The sequence below is a fragment of the Gallibacter sp. Marseille-QA0791 genome (genome assembly GCF_965119705.1).
Classification (GTDB): Bacteria; Bacillota; Clostridia; order Peptostreptococcales; family Anaerovoracaceae; genus Lentihominibacter; species Lentihominibacter excrementipullorum.
Map to the genome: position 1 here is coordinate 2,526,571 of NZ_CBCPMH010000001.1, position 18,837 is coordinate 2,545,407.

16 protein-coding genes are annotated in these 18,837 nt (G+C 47.5%); all 16 read left to right on the top strand.

Features of this window, described 5'->3' with window-relative positions; genetic code table 11:
- The first annotated feature begins 5 nt into the window (after positions 1-5).
- Positions 6-3,734, top strand: a complete 3,729-nt coding sequence (gene rpoC, locus ACQY69_RS11605; RefSeq protein WP_428260679.1) for a DNA-directed RNA polymerase subunit beta' — start codon at positions 6-8, stop codon at positions 3,732-3,734.
- Between the two features lie 289 nt (positions 3,735-4,023).
- A complete protein-coding gene (locus ACQY69_RS11610; protein WP_428260680.1) occupies positions 4,024-4,656 on the top strand; it encodes a hypothetical protein in 633 nt (210 codons plus the stop codon).
- 77 nt (positions 4,657-4,733) lie between these two features.
- Entirely contained in the window at positions 4,734-6,182 is a 1,449-nt protein-coding gene (locus ACQY69_RS11615) for a hypothetical protein (protein ID WP_428260681.1), read from the top strand.
- A gap of 378 nt (positions 6,183-6,560) precedes the next feature.
- A complete protein-coding gene (locus ACQY69_RS11620) occupies positions 6,561-7,913 on the top strand; it encodes an aldehyde dehydrogenase family protein (RefSeq protein ID WP_428260682.1) in 1,353 nt (450 codons plus the stop codon).
- Between the two features lie 154 nt (positions 7,914-8,067).
- A complete protein-coding gene (locus ACQY69_RS11625; protein ID WP_428260683.1) occupies positions 8,068-8,580 on the top strand; it encodes a hotdog fold domain-containing protein in 513 nt (170 codons plus the stop codon).
- A 223-nt stretch (positions 8,581-8,803) separates the two neighbouring features.
- Complete coding sequence (locus ACQY69_RS11630) at positions 8,804-9,265, top strand: hotdog fold domain-containing protein (RefSeq protein ID WP_428260684.1); 462 nt, start codon at positions 8,804-8,806, stop codon at positions 9,263-9,265.
- Positions 9,266-9,530: 265 nt separating this feature from the next.
- Positions 9,531-9,944 carry a 30S ribosomal protein S12 gene (rpsL, locus tag ACQY69_RS11635; RefSeq protein ID WP_428260685.1) on the top strand — a complete coding sequence of 138 codons (414 nt, stop codon included), beginning with the start codon at positions 9,531-9,533 and terminating at the stop codon, positions 9,942-9,944.
- Positions 9,945-10,195: 251 nt separating this feature from the next.
- Positions 10,196-10,666, top strand: coding sequence for a 30S ribosomal protein S7 (rpsG, locus tag ACQY69_RS11640; protein WP_428260686.1), 471 nt, complete (start codon positions 10,196-10,198; stop codon positions 10,664-10,666).
- 48 nt (positions 10,667-10,714) lie between these two features.
- Positions 10,715-12,781 carry an elongation factor G gene (fusA, locus tag ACQY69_RS11645; RefSeq protein WP_428260687.1) on the top strand — a complete coding sequence of 689 codons (2,067 nt, stop codon included), beginning with the start codon at positions 10,715-10,717 and terminating at the stop codon, positions 12,779-12,781.
- A gap of 93 nt (positions 12,782-12,874) precedes the next feature.
- Positions 12,875-14,068 carry an elongation factor Tu gene (gene tuf, locus ACQY69_RS11650; RefSeq protein WP_428259551.1) on the top strand — a complete coding sequence of 398 codons (1,194 nt, stop codon included), beginning with the start codon at positions 12,875-12,877 and terminating at the stop codon, positions 14,066-14,068.
- Positions 14,069-14,648: 580 nt separating this feature from the next.
- Positions 14,649-15,080, top strand: a complete 432-nt coding sequence (locus ACQY69_RS11655; RefSeq protein ID WP_428260688.1) for a hypothetical protein — start codon at positions 14,649-14,651, stop codon at positions 15,078-15,080.
- Positions 15,081-15,161: 81 nt separating this feature from the next.
- Positions 15,162-15,512 carry a hypothetical protein gene (locus ACQY69_RS11660; protein ID WP_428260689.1) on the top strand — a complete coding sequence of 117 codons (351 nt, stop codon included), beginning with the start codon at positions 15,162-15,164 and terminating at the stop codon, positions 15,510-15,512.
- Complete coding sequence (locus ACQY69_RS11665) at positions 15,445-16,203, top strand: sigma 54-interacting transcriptional regulator (RefSeq protein ID WP_428260690.1); 759 nt, start codon at positions 15,445-15,447, stop codon at positions 16,201-16,203. Before ACQY69_RS11660 ends, ACQY69_RS11665 begins: the two co-directional genes overlap by 68 nt.
- Before the next feature lie 252 nt (positions 16,204-16,455).
- Entirely contained in the window at positions 16,456-17,910 is a 1,455-nt protein-coding gene (locus ACQY69_RS11670) for a sodium:solute symporter family protein (RefSeq protein ID WP_428260691.1), read from the top strand.
- 3 nt (positions 17,911-17,913) lie between these two features.
- On the top strand, positions 17,914-18,138 hold the full coding sequence (locus tag ACQY69_RS11675; RefSeq protein WP_428260692.1) for a hypothetical protein: 225 nt from the start codon (positions 17,914-17,916) through the stop codon (positions 18,136-18,138).
- A 28-nt stretch (positions 18,139-18,166) separates the two neighbouring features.
- Positions 18,167-18,808 (top strand): hypothetical protein, encoded by a 642-nt coding sequence (locus tag ACQY69_RS11680; protein ID WP_428260693.1) that lies wholly within the window; start codon positions 18,167-18,169, stop codon positions 18,806-18,808.
- Positions 18,809-18,837 lie beyond the last annotated feature (29 nt).

The following is an 18,837-nucleotide window of genomic DNA, read 5'->3' on the forward strand; positions in this document are numbered from 1 at the left end:
GACCAATGAACGATAATATTAATTATGAGTTGAATAACTTTGAGTCTCTGCAGATCGGGCTGGCGTCCACTGAAAAGATCCTCAGCTGGTCTCACGGAGAGGTTACGAAACCCGAGACTATAAATTACAGGACCCTCAAGCCTGAGAAGGACGGCCTTTTCTGTGAAAGGATCTTCGGACCGACGAAGGACTGGGAGTGCCACTGCGGAAAATACAAGAGGATAAGATACAAGGGTATCGTCTGCGACAAGTGCGGCGTAGAGGTCACTAAAGCCAAGGTAAGAAGAGAGAGGATGGGCCATATAAAGCTGGCTTCTCCCGTATCTCACATCTGGTATTTCAAAGGGATCCCGTCTAGGATGGGGCTGGTGTTGGATATTTCACCCAGGACACTGGAAAAGATCCTTTATTTTGCCAACTTCATCGTTACGGATCCGGGAAATACAGAATTCGCTTACAAAGAGATCCTGACAGAGAATCAGTACAGAGAGGCAAAGGATAACCCTGATAACAAGTTCAAAGCAGGTATGGGTGCGGAGGCTATCAGAGAGCTGCTGACACATATCGATCTGGATGAGCTTTCCAAGGAGCTTAGGGATAAGCTGGCCAATGCCACCGGGCAGAAGAAGATAAGAATCGTCAGGAGACTGGAGGTCATCGAAGCCCTCAGGATATCGGGTAACAGGCCTGAGTGGATGATACTGGAGGTCATTCCTGTCATACCGCCTGATCTGAGACCTATGGTGCAGCTGGACGGCGGAAGATTCGCCACATCGGATCTGAACGATCTTTACAGACGTGTAATAAACAGAAATAACAGACTCAACAGACTTCTTGAATTGGGAGCGCCTGACATCATAGTGAGAAATGAGAAGAGGATGCTGCAGGAAGCAGTTGATGCACTGATAGATAACGGACGAAGGGGAAGGCCTGTTACTGGTCCGGGGTCCAGACCGCTCAAATCTCTGTCAGACATGCTGAAGGGAAAGCAGGGACGATTCAGACAGAACCTGCTGGGGAAGCGTGTCGACTATTCGGGAAGGTCGGTAATCGTAGTAGGCCCGGAACTGAAATTTTATCAGTGCGGATTGCCTAAGAAGATGGCGCTGGAACTGTTCAAGCCTTTCATCATGAAGAAGCTGGTGGAGAACGGTAACGCCCATAATATAAAGAGCGCCAAGAGAATGGTCGAAAAAGTAAGGCCTGAGGTGTGGGACGTGTTGGAGGATGTCATCAAAGAGCATCCTGTAATGCTCAACCGTGCCCCGACCCTCCACAGACTCGGGATACAGGCCTTTGAGCCGGTTCTGGTAGAAGGTAAGGCTATCAAGCTGCATCCACTGGCCTGTACGGCCTTCAACGCCGACTTTGACGGAGACCAGATGGCGGTACACGTGCCGCTTTCCGTGGAAGCTCAGGCAGAAGCCAGGTTCCTGATGCTTTCTGTCAATAATATACTGGCGCCTAAGGATGGTTCGCCTATCACGACGCCGACCCAGGATATGATACTGGGAAGTTATTATCTGACTCATCCGGGCCAGGAAGAAGGCAAGAGGACGTCAGCGGCCGAGAAGGGCGATGGCAAAGTGTTCACAGATCTGTCCGAGATGCTGATGGCATATCAGACAGGTATGGTAGGTCTTCACGCCAGGGTAAAGGTGAGGATGTATGCGGATGAGAATGATACCCGCGGCAAACTGGTGGAATCTACCGTTGGAAGATTCATATTCAACCAGAAGATACCGCAGGATCTGGGATACGTGGAAGACAGAGAGGCTGACCCTTATTCGCTGGAGGTGGATTTCCTGTGCGATAAAAAGAAGCTGGGACAGATAATAGACAGATGCTACAGAATCCATGGCAATACCGAAACTGCGCTGATGCTGGATTATATAAAGGATATGGGATTCCATTATTCCACCATAGCGGCTATAACCATCAGTATTTCCGATATGGAGATACCGGAAAAGAAGAAAGATATAATCGGGGAGGCCGACAAGCTGGTAGACAAGTATGAAGCGGCTTACAGACGAGGTCTCGTATCGGATAAAGAGCGTTATGAAAAGGTAATAGAGATCTGGAACAAAGCCACCGACGACGTTGCGGACGCGCTGATGGATTCGCTGGATTCACTCAACAACCTGTTCATCATGGCTCATTCGGGAGCGAGAGGAAGCAAGAACCAGATAAGACAGATAGGCGGTATGCGAGGTCTTATGGCTAATGCCACAGGAAAGACCATCGAGATCCCTATCAAGGCTAACTTCAGAGAAGGCCTTTCCGTACTGGAATACTTTATTTCCACTAACGGAGCCAGGAAGGGTCTTGCGGATACGGCTCTGAGAACAGCCGACTCCGGGTACCTGACGAGAAGACTGGTAGACGTATCACACAATGTCATCGTCAGAGAGGATGACTGTGGTACAGATGAAGGTATAGAGGTAAAAGCTTTCACTGACGGCAAGGAAGTCATCGAAAAGCTCAAGGATCGTATCGTCGGCAGGACGGCTCTGCTGGATGTGTGCCATCCGGAGACGGGCAAGATCATCGTCGAGCAGGATCAGGAGATCAGCGAAGAAGCGGCTGATGCCATAGAAGCGGCGGGGATCGAGTCGGTAGCCATAAGATCAGTAATGACGTGTCACAGCAGGAGCGGCGTATGCGCCAAATGCTATGGCAGGAACCTGGCTACTGGTGAAAGCGTAAATATAGGAGAAGCTGTAGGTATCACAGCGGCTCAGTCCATCGGTGAGCCGGGTACGCAGCTGACCATGAGAACATTCCATACAGGCGGTGTTGCAGGTTCCGATATAACTCACGGTCTGCCTAGAGTCGAAGAGCTGTTTGAGGCCAGGAAGCCTAAAGGCCTTGCGGTCATCTGTGAAGCTGATGGGACTGTCGTTTCCATAGAATCGACTATGGATAACAAGACAGAAGTCAAGGTCAGAGGCGAAGAAGAACGTATCTATGAAGTGCCTTATGGAGCGAGGATCTGCGTATCAGAGGGAGAGTATATCCTGGCGGGCGATAATATAACAAGAGGGCCGCTTGACCCTAAAGATATCCTCAGGCTCAATGGAGTCGAAGGAGTGTACCAGTATCTGCTGAAGGAAGTGCAGAGGGTATACAAGCAGCAGGGTGTAGATATAAACGATAAGCACATAGAGGTCATCGTAGGACAGATGCTTTCCAAGATGAAGATAAACGATCCTGGAGATACGGGACTCCTTCCGGGAGGACAGTACAGCAAATTTGAGATAGAAGAGGCCAACAAGGCTGCCGTGGAAAAGGGCGGCAAGCCTGCGGAAGCGGAAAGGTTGCTCCTGGGTATTACCAAGGCATCGCTGGCGACCAATTCGTTCCTGTCAGCCGCATCCTTCCAGGAGACTACCAGAGTGCTTACTGACGCTGCCATAAAAGGAAAGAATGATAAGCTGCAGGGTCTTAAGGAAAACGTCATAATCGGAAAGCTGATACCTGCGGGAACAGGTATGAAGAAATACAGATCCATAGATTTGGATTACGGTGTCAATACAGCCCTCATAGAAGCTTACAGAGCTATGCAGAGAGAACTGGAGCTGGAGGCTGAAGCAGAGGATGATGACGAGAACATCGAAGAGCTGAACAGCGTTATGGGCGCTGATGATGAGAACGCGGCAGCTGAAGAATACGCAGCGGAGATCGAAACTGCAGGCGCTGAATCTGATGATACGATTTCAGATGGATGGGAGTGATTTGCCTGAAAATACCCGCAATATGGTAAAATAGAGGCAATATTTGATTTAATAGAGTCGGATGGTAAATATCCGGCTCTGTTTTTTGCACTTGGAACGATGCTGGAACAACCTTGGTAGCTATCGGCAGAGGATGCTGAAGTTGTTGGAGCACGCCGTGATATAAACGTTTTCATATCCTTATCACGGGGATATTTCCACAGATACTCAAAAAAATTGACTCGGGGGGGGGTGTAGGCTATAATGTGATTGAATATTTATTTCATCATTTTTTAGGAAAGGAAAAAATATGAAAAAGAGAAAATTAGCGGTTATGCTGACGGCGGTAGTAATGGCGATCGCCATGATCCCGTCGACAGTATTTGCTTCAGGCGGATGGGGAGAGGATTACGACAGCAAAGAGGAGTTTACCATTAATAGTGTTGACGAACTGAAAATGTTTGCTGAAATGGTAAATAATGGTAAAAACTTCAGCGGAAAGAAAGTCACGCTAAATGAAGATATCAATCTGGAAGGTGAAAGCTGGATTCCTATAGGAACCAGCGAAAATGCATTTGCCGGAACGTTTAATGGAAATGAAAATAAAATCAGCAATTTGACGATAAACGATGATGATCTCGAATATGCCGGATTGTTCGGCGTGCTGAAAACGCCGGGGATCATAAAAAATCTGACTATCGAAAATGCGGATATCACTGCAAAAGCCCAGGTAGGAGCATTGGCAGGCTCCGCATATACCGGAACTGTAGAAGGTTGCCATATCACCGGTAATATAAATATCACGGGGAATTACAAAGTGGGAGGCCTGGCAGGGGAAGGTTATGCGCGGGTCGAAGACTGCTCTGTCATCGGCAATGAAGGAAGCTATATCCATGGTATATATTCCGCTGCCGATTATGAGGGTGACAATGTAGGGGGCTGATAGGCTATAGAGGTGAAGGATCCATAGCTACAAGCGGCTGCTCTGTCAGCGGCGTTTCTATCGAAGGAACCCGAAAAGTGGGCGGACTTCTTGGAACTGTATATAACAATAACATAACAACGGACTGCAGCGTGAGCGATATCGCGGTCAGCAGTAATGCGACCAGAGAATATGCCGAACAAAATGCGACTAAGATGGGTGTTGGCGGTTTATTTGGCAGTATTTCGACGAATGGAAACGTCGTTGGACAGGCAGTAGATTGTAAAGTCAGCGGTGTGACGCTCGGATGCAGCGACGATATCAAGGATCTCGTGCGGATAGGATATGTGTCAGGCGGACTTTATGGTATTGAAGAATTCACAGGTCCTTCAGAGGAGCAGATGGTTGTCGATGTCGAGATAAGCGGTGCCAACTCAATGCCTGAGGGAGTGTTGCAGCCGCAAAGCGGCAGCGATGATGCGATCGGTATTGACGCAGTGGCACAAGTCGGAAATCAGAGCTTCAAATCACTGGAGGAAGCCGTAAAGGCTGCCATGGAGGGCGACGATAAGACAGTGACAATACTGAAAGATATGACCGTGGCAACATGGAATCAAATCTGGAACATCAAGGGTATCACTATTGACGGCTCCGGTAAGGCGATAACGGTCACCAAAGCCATTGATAGCCTCGGAAACAACGATGCTGTACTTCATTCTGCAGGAGGGAATACTTTCAAGAATATAACATTTGATTTGTCAGGGATAGAAAAGTCAAACGCCCAGGGAAACAGAGCGATTAACGCCGCAGCTGGCGATACGATAGATAATGTGACCGTGATCGGAGAAGAACATCTGAATTACGGGATTACTTGCAGCGGTACGGATGCTGCTGATGAGACGATAACCATCAGCGATTGCACTTTCGAGGACTGCGGATACGGCGTATATGATAGCGAAGATGGATCAGTAGAGAACGTTGTGATAACGGGTTCTGCGTTTACCGGATGCGATTATGCGACGATCCTGAGAGGTGAACGTAGCAGGTTCACGGACAATACTATCGATAACGGAAAGTTGAATATCATGAAGCCGAACCAGACGATTACGGGGAATACTTTTACGGGAGAGTCAAGGATTAAATTCTATGATGCCGGCGCTACATTTAAACAGAATAATATAGGGCCTGATAGCTATCTTGACTTTGATGATGATGTAACCGGTACGGTCGATGTTTCCAAAAATTACTGGGGCGGCGGAGCACCTAGCGAAGAACAGCTGGGCGGTGCCGACAGTGCAGGTAACGTAACAGGAACGGATGTATATTACATGAAGGCCACGATGGCTGAAGAAGATCTCAACACATATGTGCCGCCGGCTACAGAACCTGGTGGTGAAGGAAGTTCTTCAGCAACGGATAAACCGGCAGCTGATAATGTCGCAGCTACCGGCGATGACAGTAATATGATGATTCCAGTGGCTATGGCTGCAATTGCGCTTGTTTCCATGGTTGTTATAGCTGCAGCGAGAAAGAAGCAAAACAGATAAGGCCGGATAATATATGAAAAACAGATACGGTTAAGATCATAACGGGAGTGCTGGTGATGAAGGACTCCCGTTTTATTTTTTAATTCAAATTTTGACGACTAAAATGCTGTAATTTCATAACAAAAATGTTGAGTTTTTACCGAAAATGGGCTGATGAATAATCAAAAAAGCGGCGAGGTGAAGAAAAATCAGGTGCGAAGGACTGACATATCGTTATGGCAGTCATGAGAAAAGGACATTGTATACACACGATGCGTGCCTTGACAGTAATAGGCGTAAATGCTAAAATGTAGTTAATATTGAGATAATTTAAACACAAAAGTAGTTAGCTTGTTTAATTAATTTCGAGAATAGTAAGGAAAAAGGAGATTGATAAGTATGACTATTCAAAATCAAATCGAAAGAGCGCGAAAAGCGTTTGAACAGATCAGCGATTACACCCAGGAACAGGTAGATAAGCTTGTTTACGAGGGTGCAAAAATTATCTACGAGAATGCTAAGCCTTTGGCTAAGATGGCCGTAGAAGAAACGAGACTCGGTGACTATGAGAGCAAGATAGGCAAGAACGAAGGTACGGCTGCTGCTTTCTGGGATTATCTCAAGGACAAGAAATCTGTAGGTATCATCAATGAAGATCCTTCTATCGGACTCATTGAGGCGGCTCATCCGATCGGTGTTATAGGTTGTATCACTCCGGCTACTAACCCTACGGTTACGCCTTTAGGAAATTTCATGCACGCTGTTAAGTGCAAGAACGCAGTTATCATTTCACCTGCTCCACGTGCAGAAAAGACTTCAACAGAAACAGTTAACCTGATCCGTAAGGCTCTGGCCGCAAACGGAGCTCCTGAAGACCTCATCCAGATCGTTAACGACGTTACGATCGAGAAGTCGCAGGAACTGATGGCTAACTGCGATCTGGTTATCGCTACAGGCGGTGCTGGACTTACTAAGGCTGCTTACTCCAGCGGAACTCCTGCTTACGGCGTAGGCCCTGGTAACCCTCCTGTAGTTATAGACAGAGGCTATGACCTGAAGGATGCTGCTGAGCAGTCCATCGTAGCTATCGCAAGTGATAACGGTATCCTCTGTGACGGAGATAACCTGCTCCTGTATCCGGAAGATGTAGAAGCTGAATTCTTCGAAGAAATGAGAAAAGCGGGCGCTGTTATATTTGACGACGCTGCTGACGTTGCCAAGTTCCGTGACGCTCTGTTCCAGGATGGAAAGGTAAACCCTGGTCTCGTTGGTAAGGATACTGATGTTATCGCCGAGGCTGCCGGATACAACATCCCAGAGGGAACAAAGGTTATCGGTCTGAAGGTAGAAGGCGTTGGTAAGGATGATATCCTTGGTAAGGAAATCATGGGACCTGTAGTAGTTCTCAAGAGCTATGACAAGTTTGAAGACGCTGTTGATATGGCTATCAGAAACATGGAAGAAGATGGTGGTACAGGTCACACTGCCGGAATATTCTCCAACGACGAAGATCACATCCTTTACTTCGGAGAGAAGATTCCTGTAGCTCGTGTTCTGGTTAACCAGCCTACACCTGACGCTTGGGGACCTGAGACTAACGCTCTGTCGCCGGCAGTATCGGAAGGCTGCGGTACTTGGGGCAACAACATCCTGGCAGGAAACGTTGACTACATCCACATGCTGAACGTATCCAAGATCGTTAAGAAGCTCGATGTAGAGCCGCTTGATCCGGCAAAGGTTTTTGCTGACTAATTGAAGTAAGGCCGAAAACAAGGCAGGATTAGTGAAAATTTTGGGACATAAATCGGTTTTGTCCCAAAAGAAACGGGACAAAACTGCTTTATAAAAATAACAATTACTCATTTAATAATATTCTGCGAGGCAGAACAAAAGGAGGAACTAAAAAATGAAAACACCTTTAGATTGCATTATGGAAAGAGAAAATAATCCAAAGATGATCGGTGAATACGTAAGCCTGAAGACAAGAATGTCAGCCGGCGATGCTCACTATGCCGGAGAACTGGTAGAAGGAGCTCACATCGTAACTGCATGGGGAGACGTTGGTACTGAGCTGGCTATCAGACTGTTCGGTGACGAATCACTGTTCGTTGGATATTCGGAAGTTAGATATACAGCTCCTGTATATGCCGGCGACTGGATGGAATACGGCGGATACATCGAAAAGGTTGGTAATACATCGCTTACTTGCAAATTCTTCGCTTATAAGTGGATGAAGGATTCGAAGGATGAGAACGGCAACGTAATCAACGGATCGGGTGCTGAAATGGTTAACCCGCCTGAGCTTTGCGCTTACGGTACTGGTACTCTGATGGTTGCTAAGCACCTGCAGAGACCTGAATTCGGCGATCCTAAGTTCGCTGCGGATGCTAAGGCTGCTGGATCACCGGCTTTTAAATAGACCCAACCGAGATTACAGATTGGACATCGGAGGACCGCATCATCTGACGCGGTCCTTTTTTAGAAAGAGCCCGGCGATTGTACGCCTGATATGATGGAAGCTCCGGATACGCCCGGCAGCGGGAAGGATGCGGACGATAGGTCCTGTTTGGGACGGGCATGCATTACAAAGAATAGATGCATTTAATGGATTTTGCATAACAGAATAAAGAGAGGATAAAATTATGGTAGGTAAGAAAGTAGTTCACCATCTTATGATGAGCGCAAAAGACGCGCATTATGTAGGCGGACTGGTAAACGGCGCAAGGATCGTTGACCAGTGGGGAGACGTAGGTACAGAGCTGATGGTATACGTTGACGGAGATATCAGTTTATTCTTAGGATATAAGGAGATCGAATTCCTGGCGCCTGTATATGTTGGGGACTTCATGGAATACCATGGCTGGATCGAAAAAGTTGGCAACCAGTCATACATCTGTCAGTTTGAGGCCTGGAAGGTTGCTACTCAGTTAGACAGGACCGATGCTGATCTGTCAGACGTTGCAACTCCGGAGACTGCTGCGACAGCTTGCGAACCACCTATTCTCTGCGGAAGAGGCTCGGGAAGCCTGTACATCGCCAAGAAAGACCAGAGAGGCGCTACAGAGTCTTCATTCAAAGACAGAAAGCACCCTGGCGAGAAATAAAACCGGTCATCGATTTTGAGAATCGATTTCAAAGGAGTCGTCCGCATCGTGTGAAAGCGATGTGGGCGCTCTTTTTTCGTAAACGGGACGGCCCCCCCAGGAGCGGATGTTCCGAGCGGCGAAGGACTGTGGTTTTACGCGGATTAAACGGGTATTATACATGATTTTTATTGACATAATAATGAATAGCGTGGTAAAATATTTGATAGCTTTGGGCTTTATTGTTCAAAGCTATATGATTTATTATGAAGAAAGGAGAAAAAGGATGCCTACAATTAACCAATTAGTACGTCAGGGCAGAACCAGCAGTGAAAAGAAGTCGACTGCTCCAGCTCTCAACAAGGGTATGAACTCGCTGAAGAGAGTTGCTACGGATGTAAACTCGCCGCAGAAGAGAGGCGTGTGTACTTCTGTAAAGACAGTGACTCCTAAGAAGCCTAATTCGGCATTGAGAAAAGTTGCCAGGGTTCGTCTTACTAACGGTATCGAGGTAACGGCATATATTCCTGGAATCGGACATAATCTCCAGGAGCACAGTGTCGTACTCATCAGAGGCGGAAGAGTCAGAGACCTTCCAGGTGTGAGATATCACATCGTAAGAGGAACACTGGATACTGCGGGCGTAGCTGACAGGAAGCAGGCCAGATCCAAGTACGGAGCTAAAAGGCCTAAGAAGTAGTAATCGGTAAATTCTAAGTGCCCTTTTTTTATGAACCGCCACCTGTACCCTTTAGGGTAAAATCTTTGATTTGGTGCGCGGGTCAAACGCGAGAATCACGGGATTTCAGTCCGTGGTGATTTTTCCGCGAATATACGAAGGGGCACCACGGAGACGACAGACGGAGTAAGGTATGCGGTATCAGCTGCCTGAAGGATAACCGCGTGTCGCTTTCGAGTACCGACTTTAGTATTATCAAGGAGGGAAGAGACGTGCCAAGAAAAGGAAACGTACCAAAGCGAGAAGTACTTCCTGATCCGGTATATGGAAGTGTTGTTGTAACTAAGCTCATCAACAGCATAATGCTGGACGGAAAGAAAGGCGTTGCCCAGAGAATCGTTTACGATGCCTTCGAAAAAGTGAAGGCGGAAACGGGTGAGGAGCCTTTGGAAGTATTTGAAAAAGCTATGAACAATATCATGCCTGTTCTCGAAGTAAAGGCCAGACGTGTCGGAGGTGCCAACTATCAGGTACCTATCGAGGTAAGAGCTGACAGACGTCAGACTCTGGGACTCAGATGGCTTACAAATTACACGAGATCCAGGGGCGAAAAGACCATGTCGGAAAGACTGGCGAAAGAGCTTATCGATGCAGCCAATAATACTGGAGCATCAGTTAAAAAGAAGGAAGATACTCATAAGATGGCAGAGGCCAACAAGGCATTTGCCCACTATCGTTGGTAATCTTATGACGATATTGACAATAGGATAAAGAGCAGAAAGGAGGATAATGTGTCAAATCGAAAATTTCCGTTAGAAAAGACAAGAAACATAGGGATCATGGCACACATAGATGCCGGAAAAACGACCACTACGGAAAGAATACTGTTCTACACGGGCAGGACTCATAAGCTGGGCGAAACTCATGAAGGCGCGGCTACCATGGACTGGATGGAACAGGAACAGGAACGTGGTATTACGATTACCTCTGCTGCTACTACAGCCCAATGGAAAGATACCAGAATCAATATCATAGATACACCGGGACACGTAGACTTCACAGTTGAAGTAGAGCGTTCACTCCGGGTTTTGGACGGGGCGGTCACCGTGCTTTGCGCGAAAGGAGGCGTTGAGCCTCAGTCAGAGACTGTCTGGAGACAGGCGGAGAAATACGGCGTTCCACGAATGATATTTGTAAATAAGATGGACATCCTTGGAGCCGATTTCTACAGAGTCGTAGACATGGTAAAGGACAGGCTGAAAGCAAATGCCGTACCTATCCAGCTGCCTATAGGCAAAGAAGATTCTTTTGTAGGAATCATTGACCTAGTAGAGATGAAAGCAGAGATATATAAGGACGACCTCGGGAAGGAATACGAGGTGACCGATATTCCTGAAGATATGAAGGATCTTGCCGACGAATGGCGAGAAAAGCTTCTGGAGTCAGTCGCCGAGCTGGATGAAGATCTGATGATGAAATTCCTGGAGGGTGAAGAGATCACTCAGAAGGAGATAAAGAAGGTGATCAGAGCTGCGACTATCAGAGGCGAGATGATCCCTGTGACATGTGGCTCCGCTTACAGGAACAAGGGCGTCCAGATGATGCTTGACGCAGTTATTGACTATATGCCATCACCGCTGGATATTCCTCCTATCAAAGGTATCGTACCTGGTACGGAGAAAGAGGAAGAAAGACCGGCAGATGACAATGCTCCGTTCTCAGCGCTGGCCTTCAAGATCATGGCGGACCCGTTCGTGGGTAAGCTGGCCTTCTTCAGAGTCTATTCGGGAACCATCGAATCCGGTTCATATGTATACAACTCTACGAAGGACAAGAAGGAGAGACTGGGAAGAATACTGCAGATGCACGCTAATAAGCGAGAGGATATCGAGAAGGTATACTCCGGCGATATTGCTGCAGCAGTAGGTCTAAAGGTCACAACTACAGGAGACACTCTCTGTGATGAGAAGCATGAGATCATACTTGAATCCATGGAATTCCCTGATCCGGTAATCGAGATCGCCATCGAACCCAAGACCAAGGCAGGACAGGAGAAGATGGGTATTGCTCTTGCCAAGCTGGCGGAGGAAGATCCAACGTTCAAGACTTATACAAATGAGGATACGGGCCAGACGATCATTGCCGGTATGGGTGAGCTGCATCTGGAGATCATCGTTGACAGACTTCTGAGAGAATTCAAGGTAGAAGCCAACGTGGGCAAGCCACAGGTTTCATACAAGGAAACGATCACATCCTCAGCCGATGTAGATCACAAATATGCCAAGCAGTCAGGTGGTCGTGGACAATACGGTCATGTCAAGATCAGGATATATCCTCGTGAGCCGGGAGAAGGCTTTGAGTTCAAAAACTCCATCGTGGGAGGAGCTATTCCGAAGGAATACATCCCTAAGATCGAGGAAGGTATCAAGGAAGCTATGCAGACAGGTCCTGTTGCCGGATATCAGGTCGTAGACGTGGGAGTAGAGCTGTACGACGGTTCTTACCATGAAGTCGACTCTTCGGAAATGGCATTCAAGATAGCCGCATCCATGGCATTCAGAGAGGCTGCAAAGAAGGCAAACCCTGTGCTGCTGGAGCCTATATTCAAAGTCGAAGTTACAGTTCCTGAGGAATACATGGGAGATGTTATCGGCGATATCAGCTCGAGAAGAGGCCGAATCGAGGGCTCCGATATGAACAACGGAGCTGTGGCTGTAAGAGGCTTCGTTCCTCTCTCGGAGATGTTCGGATACGCGACAGATCTTCGTTCGAAGACTCAGGGCAGAGGCGTATATGTAATGCAATTCGATCATTTTGAAAAATTACCGGACAGCTTGCTCGAATCGATAAATAAGTAAGTATTTCCGCAGTGATATCGGGAGCGGAGAAGAGGAGATAATGACGATCCTCGACGATTCATGACACTGTTCGAAAGGAAGGAGAAATTACAAATGGCAAAACAGAAATTTGAAAGAACCAAGCCGCATATCAATATCGGAACGATCGGTCACGTAGACCACGGAAAGACAACGCTGACAGCGGCGATCACGACGGTGCTGCACCAGAGATACGGACTGGGAGCGGACGTAGCGTTCGACCAGATCGACAAGGCGCCGGAAGAGAAGGAAAGAGGAATCACGATAGCGACAGCGCACGTAGAATATGAGACGCCGAACAGACACTATGCGCACGTAGACTGCCCGGGACACGCGGACTATGTAAAGAACATGATCACGGGAGCAGCGCAGATGGACGGAGCGATCCTGGTAGTAGCGGCGACAGACGGACCGATGCCGCAGACGAGAGAGCACATTCTGCTTTCAAGACAGGTAGGAGTACCGTACATCATAGTATTCCTGAACAAGTGCGACATGGTAGACGACGAGGAGCTGCTTGACCTGGTAGAGATGGAAGTAAGAGAGCTGCTTGACGAGTACGAATTCCCGGGAGACGACACACCGATAGTAAGAGGATCGGCGCTGATGGCACTGGAAGATCCTGCGGGAGAGTGGGGAGACAAGATAGTAGAGCTGATGGAAGAGGTAGACAACTACATTCCGGAGCCGAAGAGAGACAACGACAAGCCGTTCCTGATGCCGGTAGAGGACGTATTCTCGATAACAGGAAGAGGAACAGTAGCGACAGGAAGAGTAGAGAGAGGAAGCCTGACGGTAGGAAGCGAAGTAGAGATAGTAGGACTTACGGAGGAGAAGAGGAAGGTAGTAGTAACCGGAATCGAGATGTTCAGAAAGCTTCTTGACCAGGCGGAGACAGGAGACAACATCGGAGCGCTGCTGAGAGGAGTGCAGAGAGATGAGATAGAGAGAGGGCAGGTACTGTCGGCACCTGGAACGATCCATCCGCACACGAAGTTTAAGGGAGAGGTATACGTGCTGAAGAAGGAAGAGGGCGGAAGACACACGCCGTTCTTCAACGGATACAGACCGCAGTTCTATTTCAGAACGACGGACGTAACGGGAGATCTGCAGCTGCCGGAAGGAACAGAGATGTGCATGCCGGGAGACAACGTAACGATGACGATAGAGCTGATCACACCGATAGCGATAGAAGAAGGACTGAGATTCGCGATAAGAGAAGGCGGAAGAACGGTAGGATCCGGAGTAGTAACTGAGATCATCGAGTAATCGAGCCGATCCATAAATCAAATTAAAGATAAGACGACCTGTGGGGAAGACCTGCAGGTCGTTTTTTTGTATCAGAAGGGCGCTGTTGAAGATGTGACGAGAAACTTTTATATACATTTCACTTTTTTTGCGTAATGTAGGTAAAAATTTCAACGTTTGCGGGCTCTCATTCCTGTGACGAGTCCATTAAAGCCGAAAAAAGACTGCCTCAGCCCTTTACAAAAATAGTCCAGTATCTTCAAACCCATTGGATTTTGTAGACATTTGCCAGAAAATAAGAAATGTCTGTAAGCGTAAAAAGATAAAGATTGCACAAATCGAAAAATGTGAAAAATGTTGATGAGAAACCGTTGCGGAGTGGAAACTGTGTTTTCGCTGTGCAACCGCGATGACAAAATAGTTGAAATGGGCAGTTTCTGTCGGCGAGAAAATTCAGACTTTTTATCTGTTGCGTGTGAGCAACAAGGAAAAAAGATGAAAATGGCTATTTTTCTGCAAAATCAGCCATTTTGCAAATTGGCACGTCTTTTGCTCTATATGTAGGCGTAAAAACAAAGCTGATATGCACAAGGAGGGAAAGATGGCTAAGATAGAACCTGAAAAAAGAGATTCCTTAACTGCGACACAGAAGGGGAAGGACGTTACTGAATTGAAGTTCAGACTGTCTATCCACGGAGAAGATATGCATTATCCGGGAGAGATGATCTCAGGATGCAAACTGATGGAGAAGTGTATAGATTGTTGTACGGAGCTGAGCAACATAAGGGACAACGGAGACGGAGGTCTCTTTGTAAATACTGAAGCCAACATCCTGCATCCTGTACATATGCTGGACGCGGTAGAGATAATAGTATGGCTGATAAAAGAAGGAACCAGCTCGAGAGTATATGGATATGAGATGTATAAGACGTCCGAGTACAACCAGAAGACGGATCGTTCAGAGGTGTTCGACGAACCTATACTGACGGTAAAGGGTACAGTAGTGTTCGTACTGCCTGACCTGAAGAAGTAGTGGGTCGAAGACGACAGGAATATTAATTTACGTTACTCACGCAGATTTGCGGGTAATATAAGAAGAACAGGAGGGAAAACAATGGCAGAGACTATTAAACAACAGATCGAAAAAGCTAGAAAGGCATTTGATCAGATTTCGGATTACACTCAGGAGCAGGTAGATAAGCTGATCTATGAAGCAGGAAAGATAATCTATCAGAATGCGGCGAAATTGGCTGAGATGGCAGTTAACGAGACGGGTCTCGGTGATGTCAACGAGAAGATCCTCAAGAACGAGGAAACCGGTGCGGTTTTCTGGGAATACCTGAAGGATAAGAAGTCCGTGGGCATCATAAACAGAGAGCCGGACGAAGACGGACTCATTGCTGTTCGGTTACGAAGGCGGAGCTTTTACCGGAGCCAAGAGCAGCGGGCAGAAGGGAATGTTTGAGGAGGCTGACGGCGGTACAATATTCCTCGATGAGATAGGAGAACTGCCGATGTCGATGCAGTCAAAGCTGCTTCGGGTGCTTGAAAACGGTGAGATAAGGCGTGTAGGGGCATCGGCCTCCATTTCGGTGGACGTCAGGATTATAGCCGCCACCAACAGGAATCTGAAGAAAGAGGTAGAAAAGGGAAGATTCAGGGATGACCTATACTACAGGCTTATGGTGCTTCCGATATTCATCCCGTCTCTCAAAGAGAGGAAGGAAGATCTTCTGCCGCTGGTAAATCTGTTCCTCAGACAGTTCAACAATAAATATCATCTGAAAAAGAGCTTTTCTGACAGCGCAGTCAGGGAAATCGAGGAATACAGCTGGCCGGGCAATGTGCGTGAGTTGAGGAATATGGTGGAAAGGCTTGTTGTCAGCGGGGAAGGTGAAGAAATAAGCGGATTTCAGGTCAGGATGTGTCTGATAGGGGCGCAGGATGGCGAAAGCGATGTCGTTGATATCTTTTCAAGCGATGTGTCTCTGGAAAAGATGATGTTCAATTATGAGAAGCGCATAATAGTGGAGGCTGTAGAGCGATATGGGAGCATGTCCGAAGCGGCCAGAAGGCTTGGTATAAACAAATCTACCATATCGAGAAAGCTGAAGATGTATAAAGAAGAGGCAAAGGAGAGAAGATACAGCTTTTAGCCGGATGGTTTCCCGGAGGAAACGCGGTTGCATACATGCAACCGAAGGTGAAGCTGAGTCATAGGAACGGTTGTAGTCCACAACAGCCCGATGAGGCATTGAAAAAGACATTGTCGTTGCACTGATGGAACGATGATGTCTTTTAATATGTTGAAAATTCAAGCAATTTAAATTGGCATGCTTCATGCAATATATATTTGTGAAATTACTTATCGATATGATATTTTCAAAGAAAGAGAGGTGGTTTTATCAATGGATTTAAAGGCGTTATGGGGTACGATCGACTGGATGGTCATAGCGGCGTACTTTGTCGGCATCCTTCTGGTAGGTGTCAGCATGAAAAAGCGCGCCGGGAAGAGCGTTAAAAGCTTCTATGTGGCATCGAGGCGTTTGACTGTACCGATACTGATAGGTGTAGGTGCGGCAGGATGGTATGATTCATGGACTATCGTTGGCCTTGCAGAATGCGGATGGACGATGGGTATCTCGATACTGCTGGTGTTCGTTATTCCGGAAGCTATACTGAGACTGCCGCTGGCGACGATAATAGGGCCTCATGTCAGGGACAAGATCCCTGATTGGGTGGTTACCGTCCCGGATATGATGAAATATCTGTACAGCGGGAAGGTAAAGCTGATATCAGCAGTCACGTATATAGCAAATCTGCTGTATGATTCGGCATTGTTGTTCGCCATTGCGGAGGTGCTCAAGCTGGTATCGGGAATGTCGATGATAGTTTCATTGATAGTGGCAGGTGCGGTAATCGCTATATATACGGCTCTTTCGGGCCTGTGGGGCCTTGCGGTCACCGACCTCATCCAGTTTGCCATCATGACTGTGGCAGTCGGCTCGCTGATGGTAGGTATCATAGTTCAGTTTGGCGGGCTGCCTGTAGTGTGGGACAGAGTGGAGGCGATAGATCCTCAGCTTCTGACTCCTATGGGAGGTCTGAGCGTATGGGAAGCGTGTGCATGGGCTATATCGGCCTGCGCCATGTACTGCGAGGCGGCTTGTTATCAGCGCTTTGGATCGGCACGGTCAGGGCAGGACATCAAAACGGCCTACTCCATCATGCTTGCCATGGGTGTCACATTCAGTTCGGCCATGGTCATCGCAGGAATGGCAGCCCTGGCATTTTTCGGAGATGTGGCATCGACGCCTGCGGAAGGCTTCTGGTCCATGGTATTTACCGTTTTGCCTGTAGGCTTCAGGGGACTGTTCGTAGCGGCACTGTGTGCGGCGGTAATGTCCACGGTTTCCTCCGACTGGCTGCTGTTCGCTACCTGTGCGGTCAACGATATATACAGAGGCTTTATCAATAAGAGCTTATCGGAACAGAAGACGTTGTTCGGAATGCGGATAGCGGTCGGCGTGTTCGGTGCACTGTGCGTAGTAGGAACTATATTCTGGGCAGATGGAATAGCGAATGCATGGTATTATCTGGGAGGATTCCTGTTCTCCATGTTCTTCATACCGATCGTAGCAGGACTGTTCTACAAAAAGAAGACTACGCCGGCAGCGATGGCATGTATCATCTATTCGGCGATCCTGTATGTCGTATGGGAGTTCATACTGGGATGTCCGGCAGGGCTGCCTACCAGCATCGTCGTATCTGTAACAGGGGCTATCCTCTACTTCATCGTCTGCAATGCGACTTATAAAAAAGATGGAGAAAGGCTGGATCCGGATTCTTTAACGGAGGTGTGATATATGAAAGAAAAAAAAGGAACGGCAGCAGCCAGAGTATCAATCGTGGTACTGTTCATACTCAGTGCGATATATCTCTTTACCCCGATGGTGGGAGGATATAACTGGCTCGGATGGATACTGGCCATACTCAATCTCATCGCAGGTCCTGCTGTGCTTATCGCGTACATACTGGAAGTGCGGAGAGGCGTTTTCAAAGAAGAGGAAGAAGCGGAAAGGGCGGAATAAAGTCCAGGGAAAGAAAGGAGCCTGCACCATGAAAAGGTTAGTGAAACGAATGGATAAAAACTCAGGCATGATAACGACAGGCGATAAAGGCACGGCTTTCGTCACGGAGACCATATGGACAAAGGACGAGGCGATAGAGGCCAAAATGTGTTCAGTAGAGCCCAAGATATTTGGTATAAAAATGGTGAGATATCAGCAGGAAGGAATGCGAAAGGTGTGGGTTCCTTACTACTTTATGATTTATGATTTTAAGGTAAAGCGCAACGTATTCTTTAACAAATCTCAGGTTTTCGATAAAACTGGCAGAGTCGGCGTAGTCTATGACGCCAACGAGATGCACGCGTCTCATTACGATGTGATGACCGATGGTGAGATACCTATGGTGCGCAAAAAGATAGAGACGATGGATGGTATCGTGCTTCCGGATGGAGGCACTCTGGAAAAGATAATCGAGGATGCGGAATATTCCATCAGGAGGCAGATACTGTTCAAGGCATATAAGACGATGGACAGTCAGCTCAGTCAGGTGAAGATCATGAAATTTTACAGGGAAGCCTGGGAGCTTGAGATGAAATATAAGGAAAAAACTTTTATAAAATACGCATATATGGATGATTACGGGGTCCAGAATGAGAGAGCCAGAGGTCTGAATACCAGGCTCGGGGCGTGATGCTGTGGCGAGTGACTTCAGCAAACCAG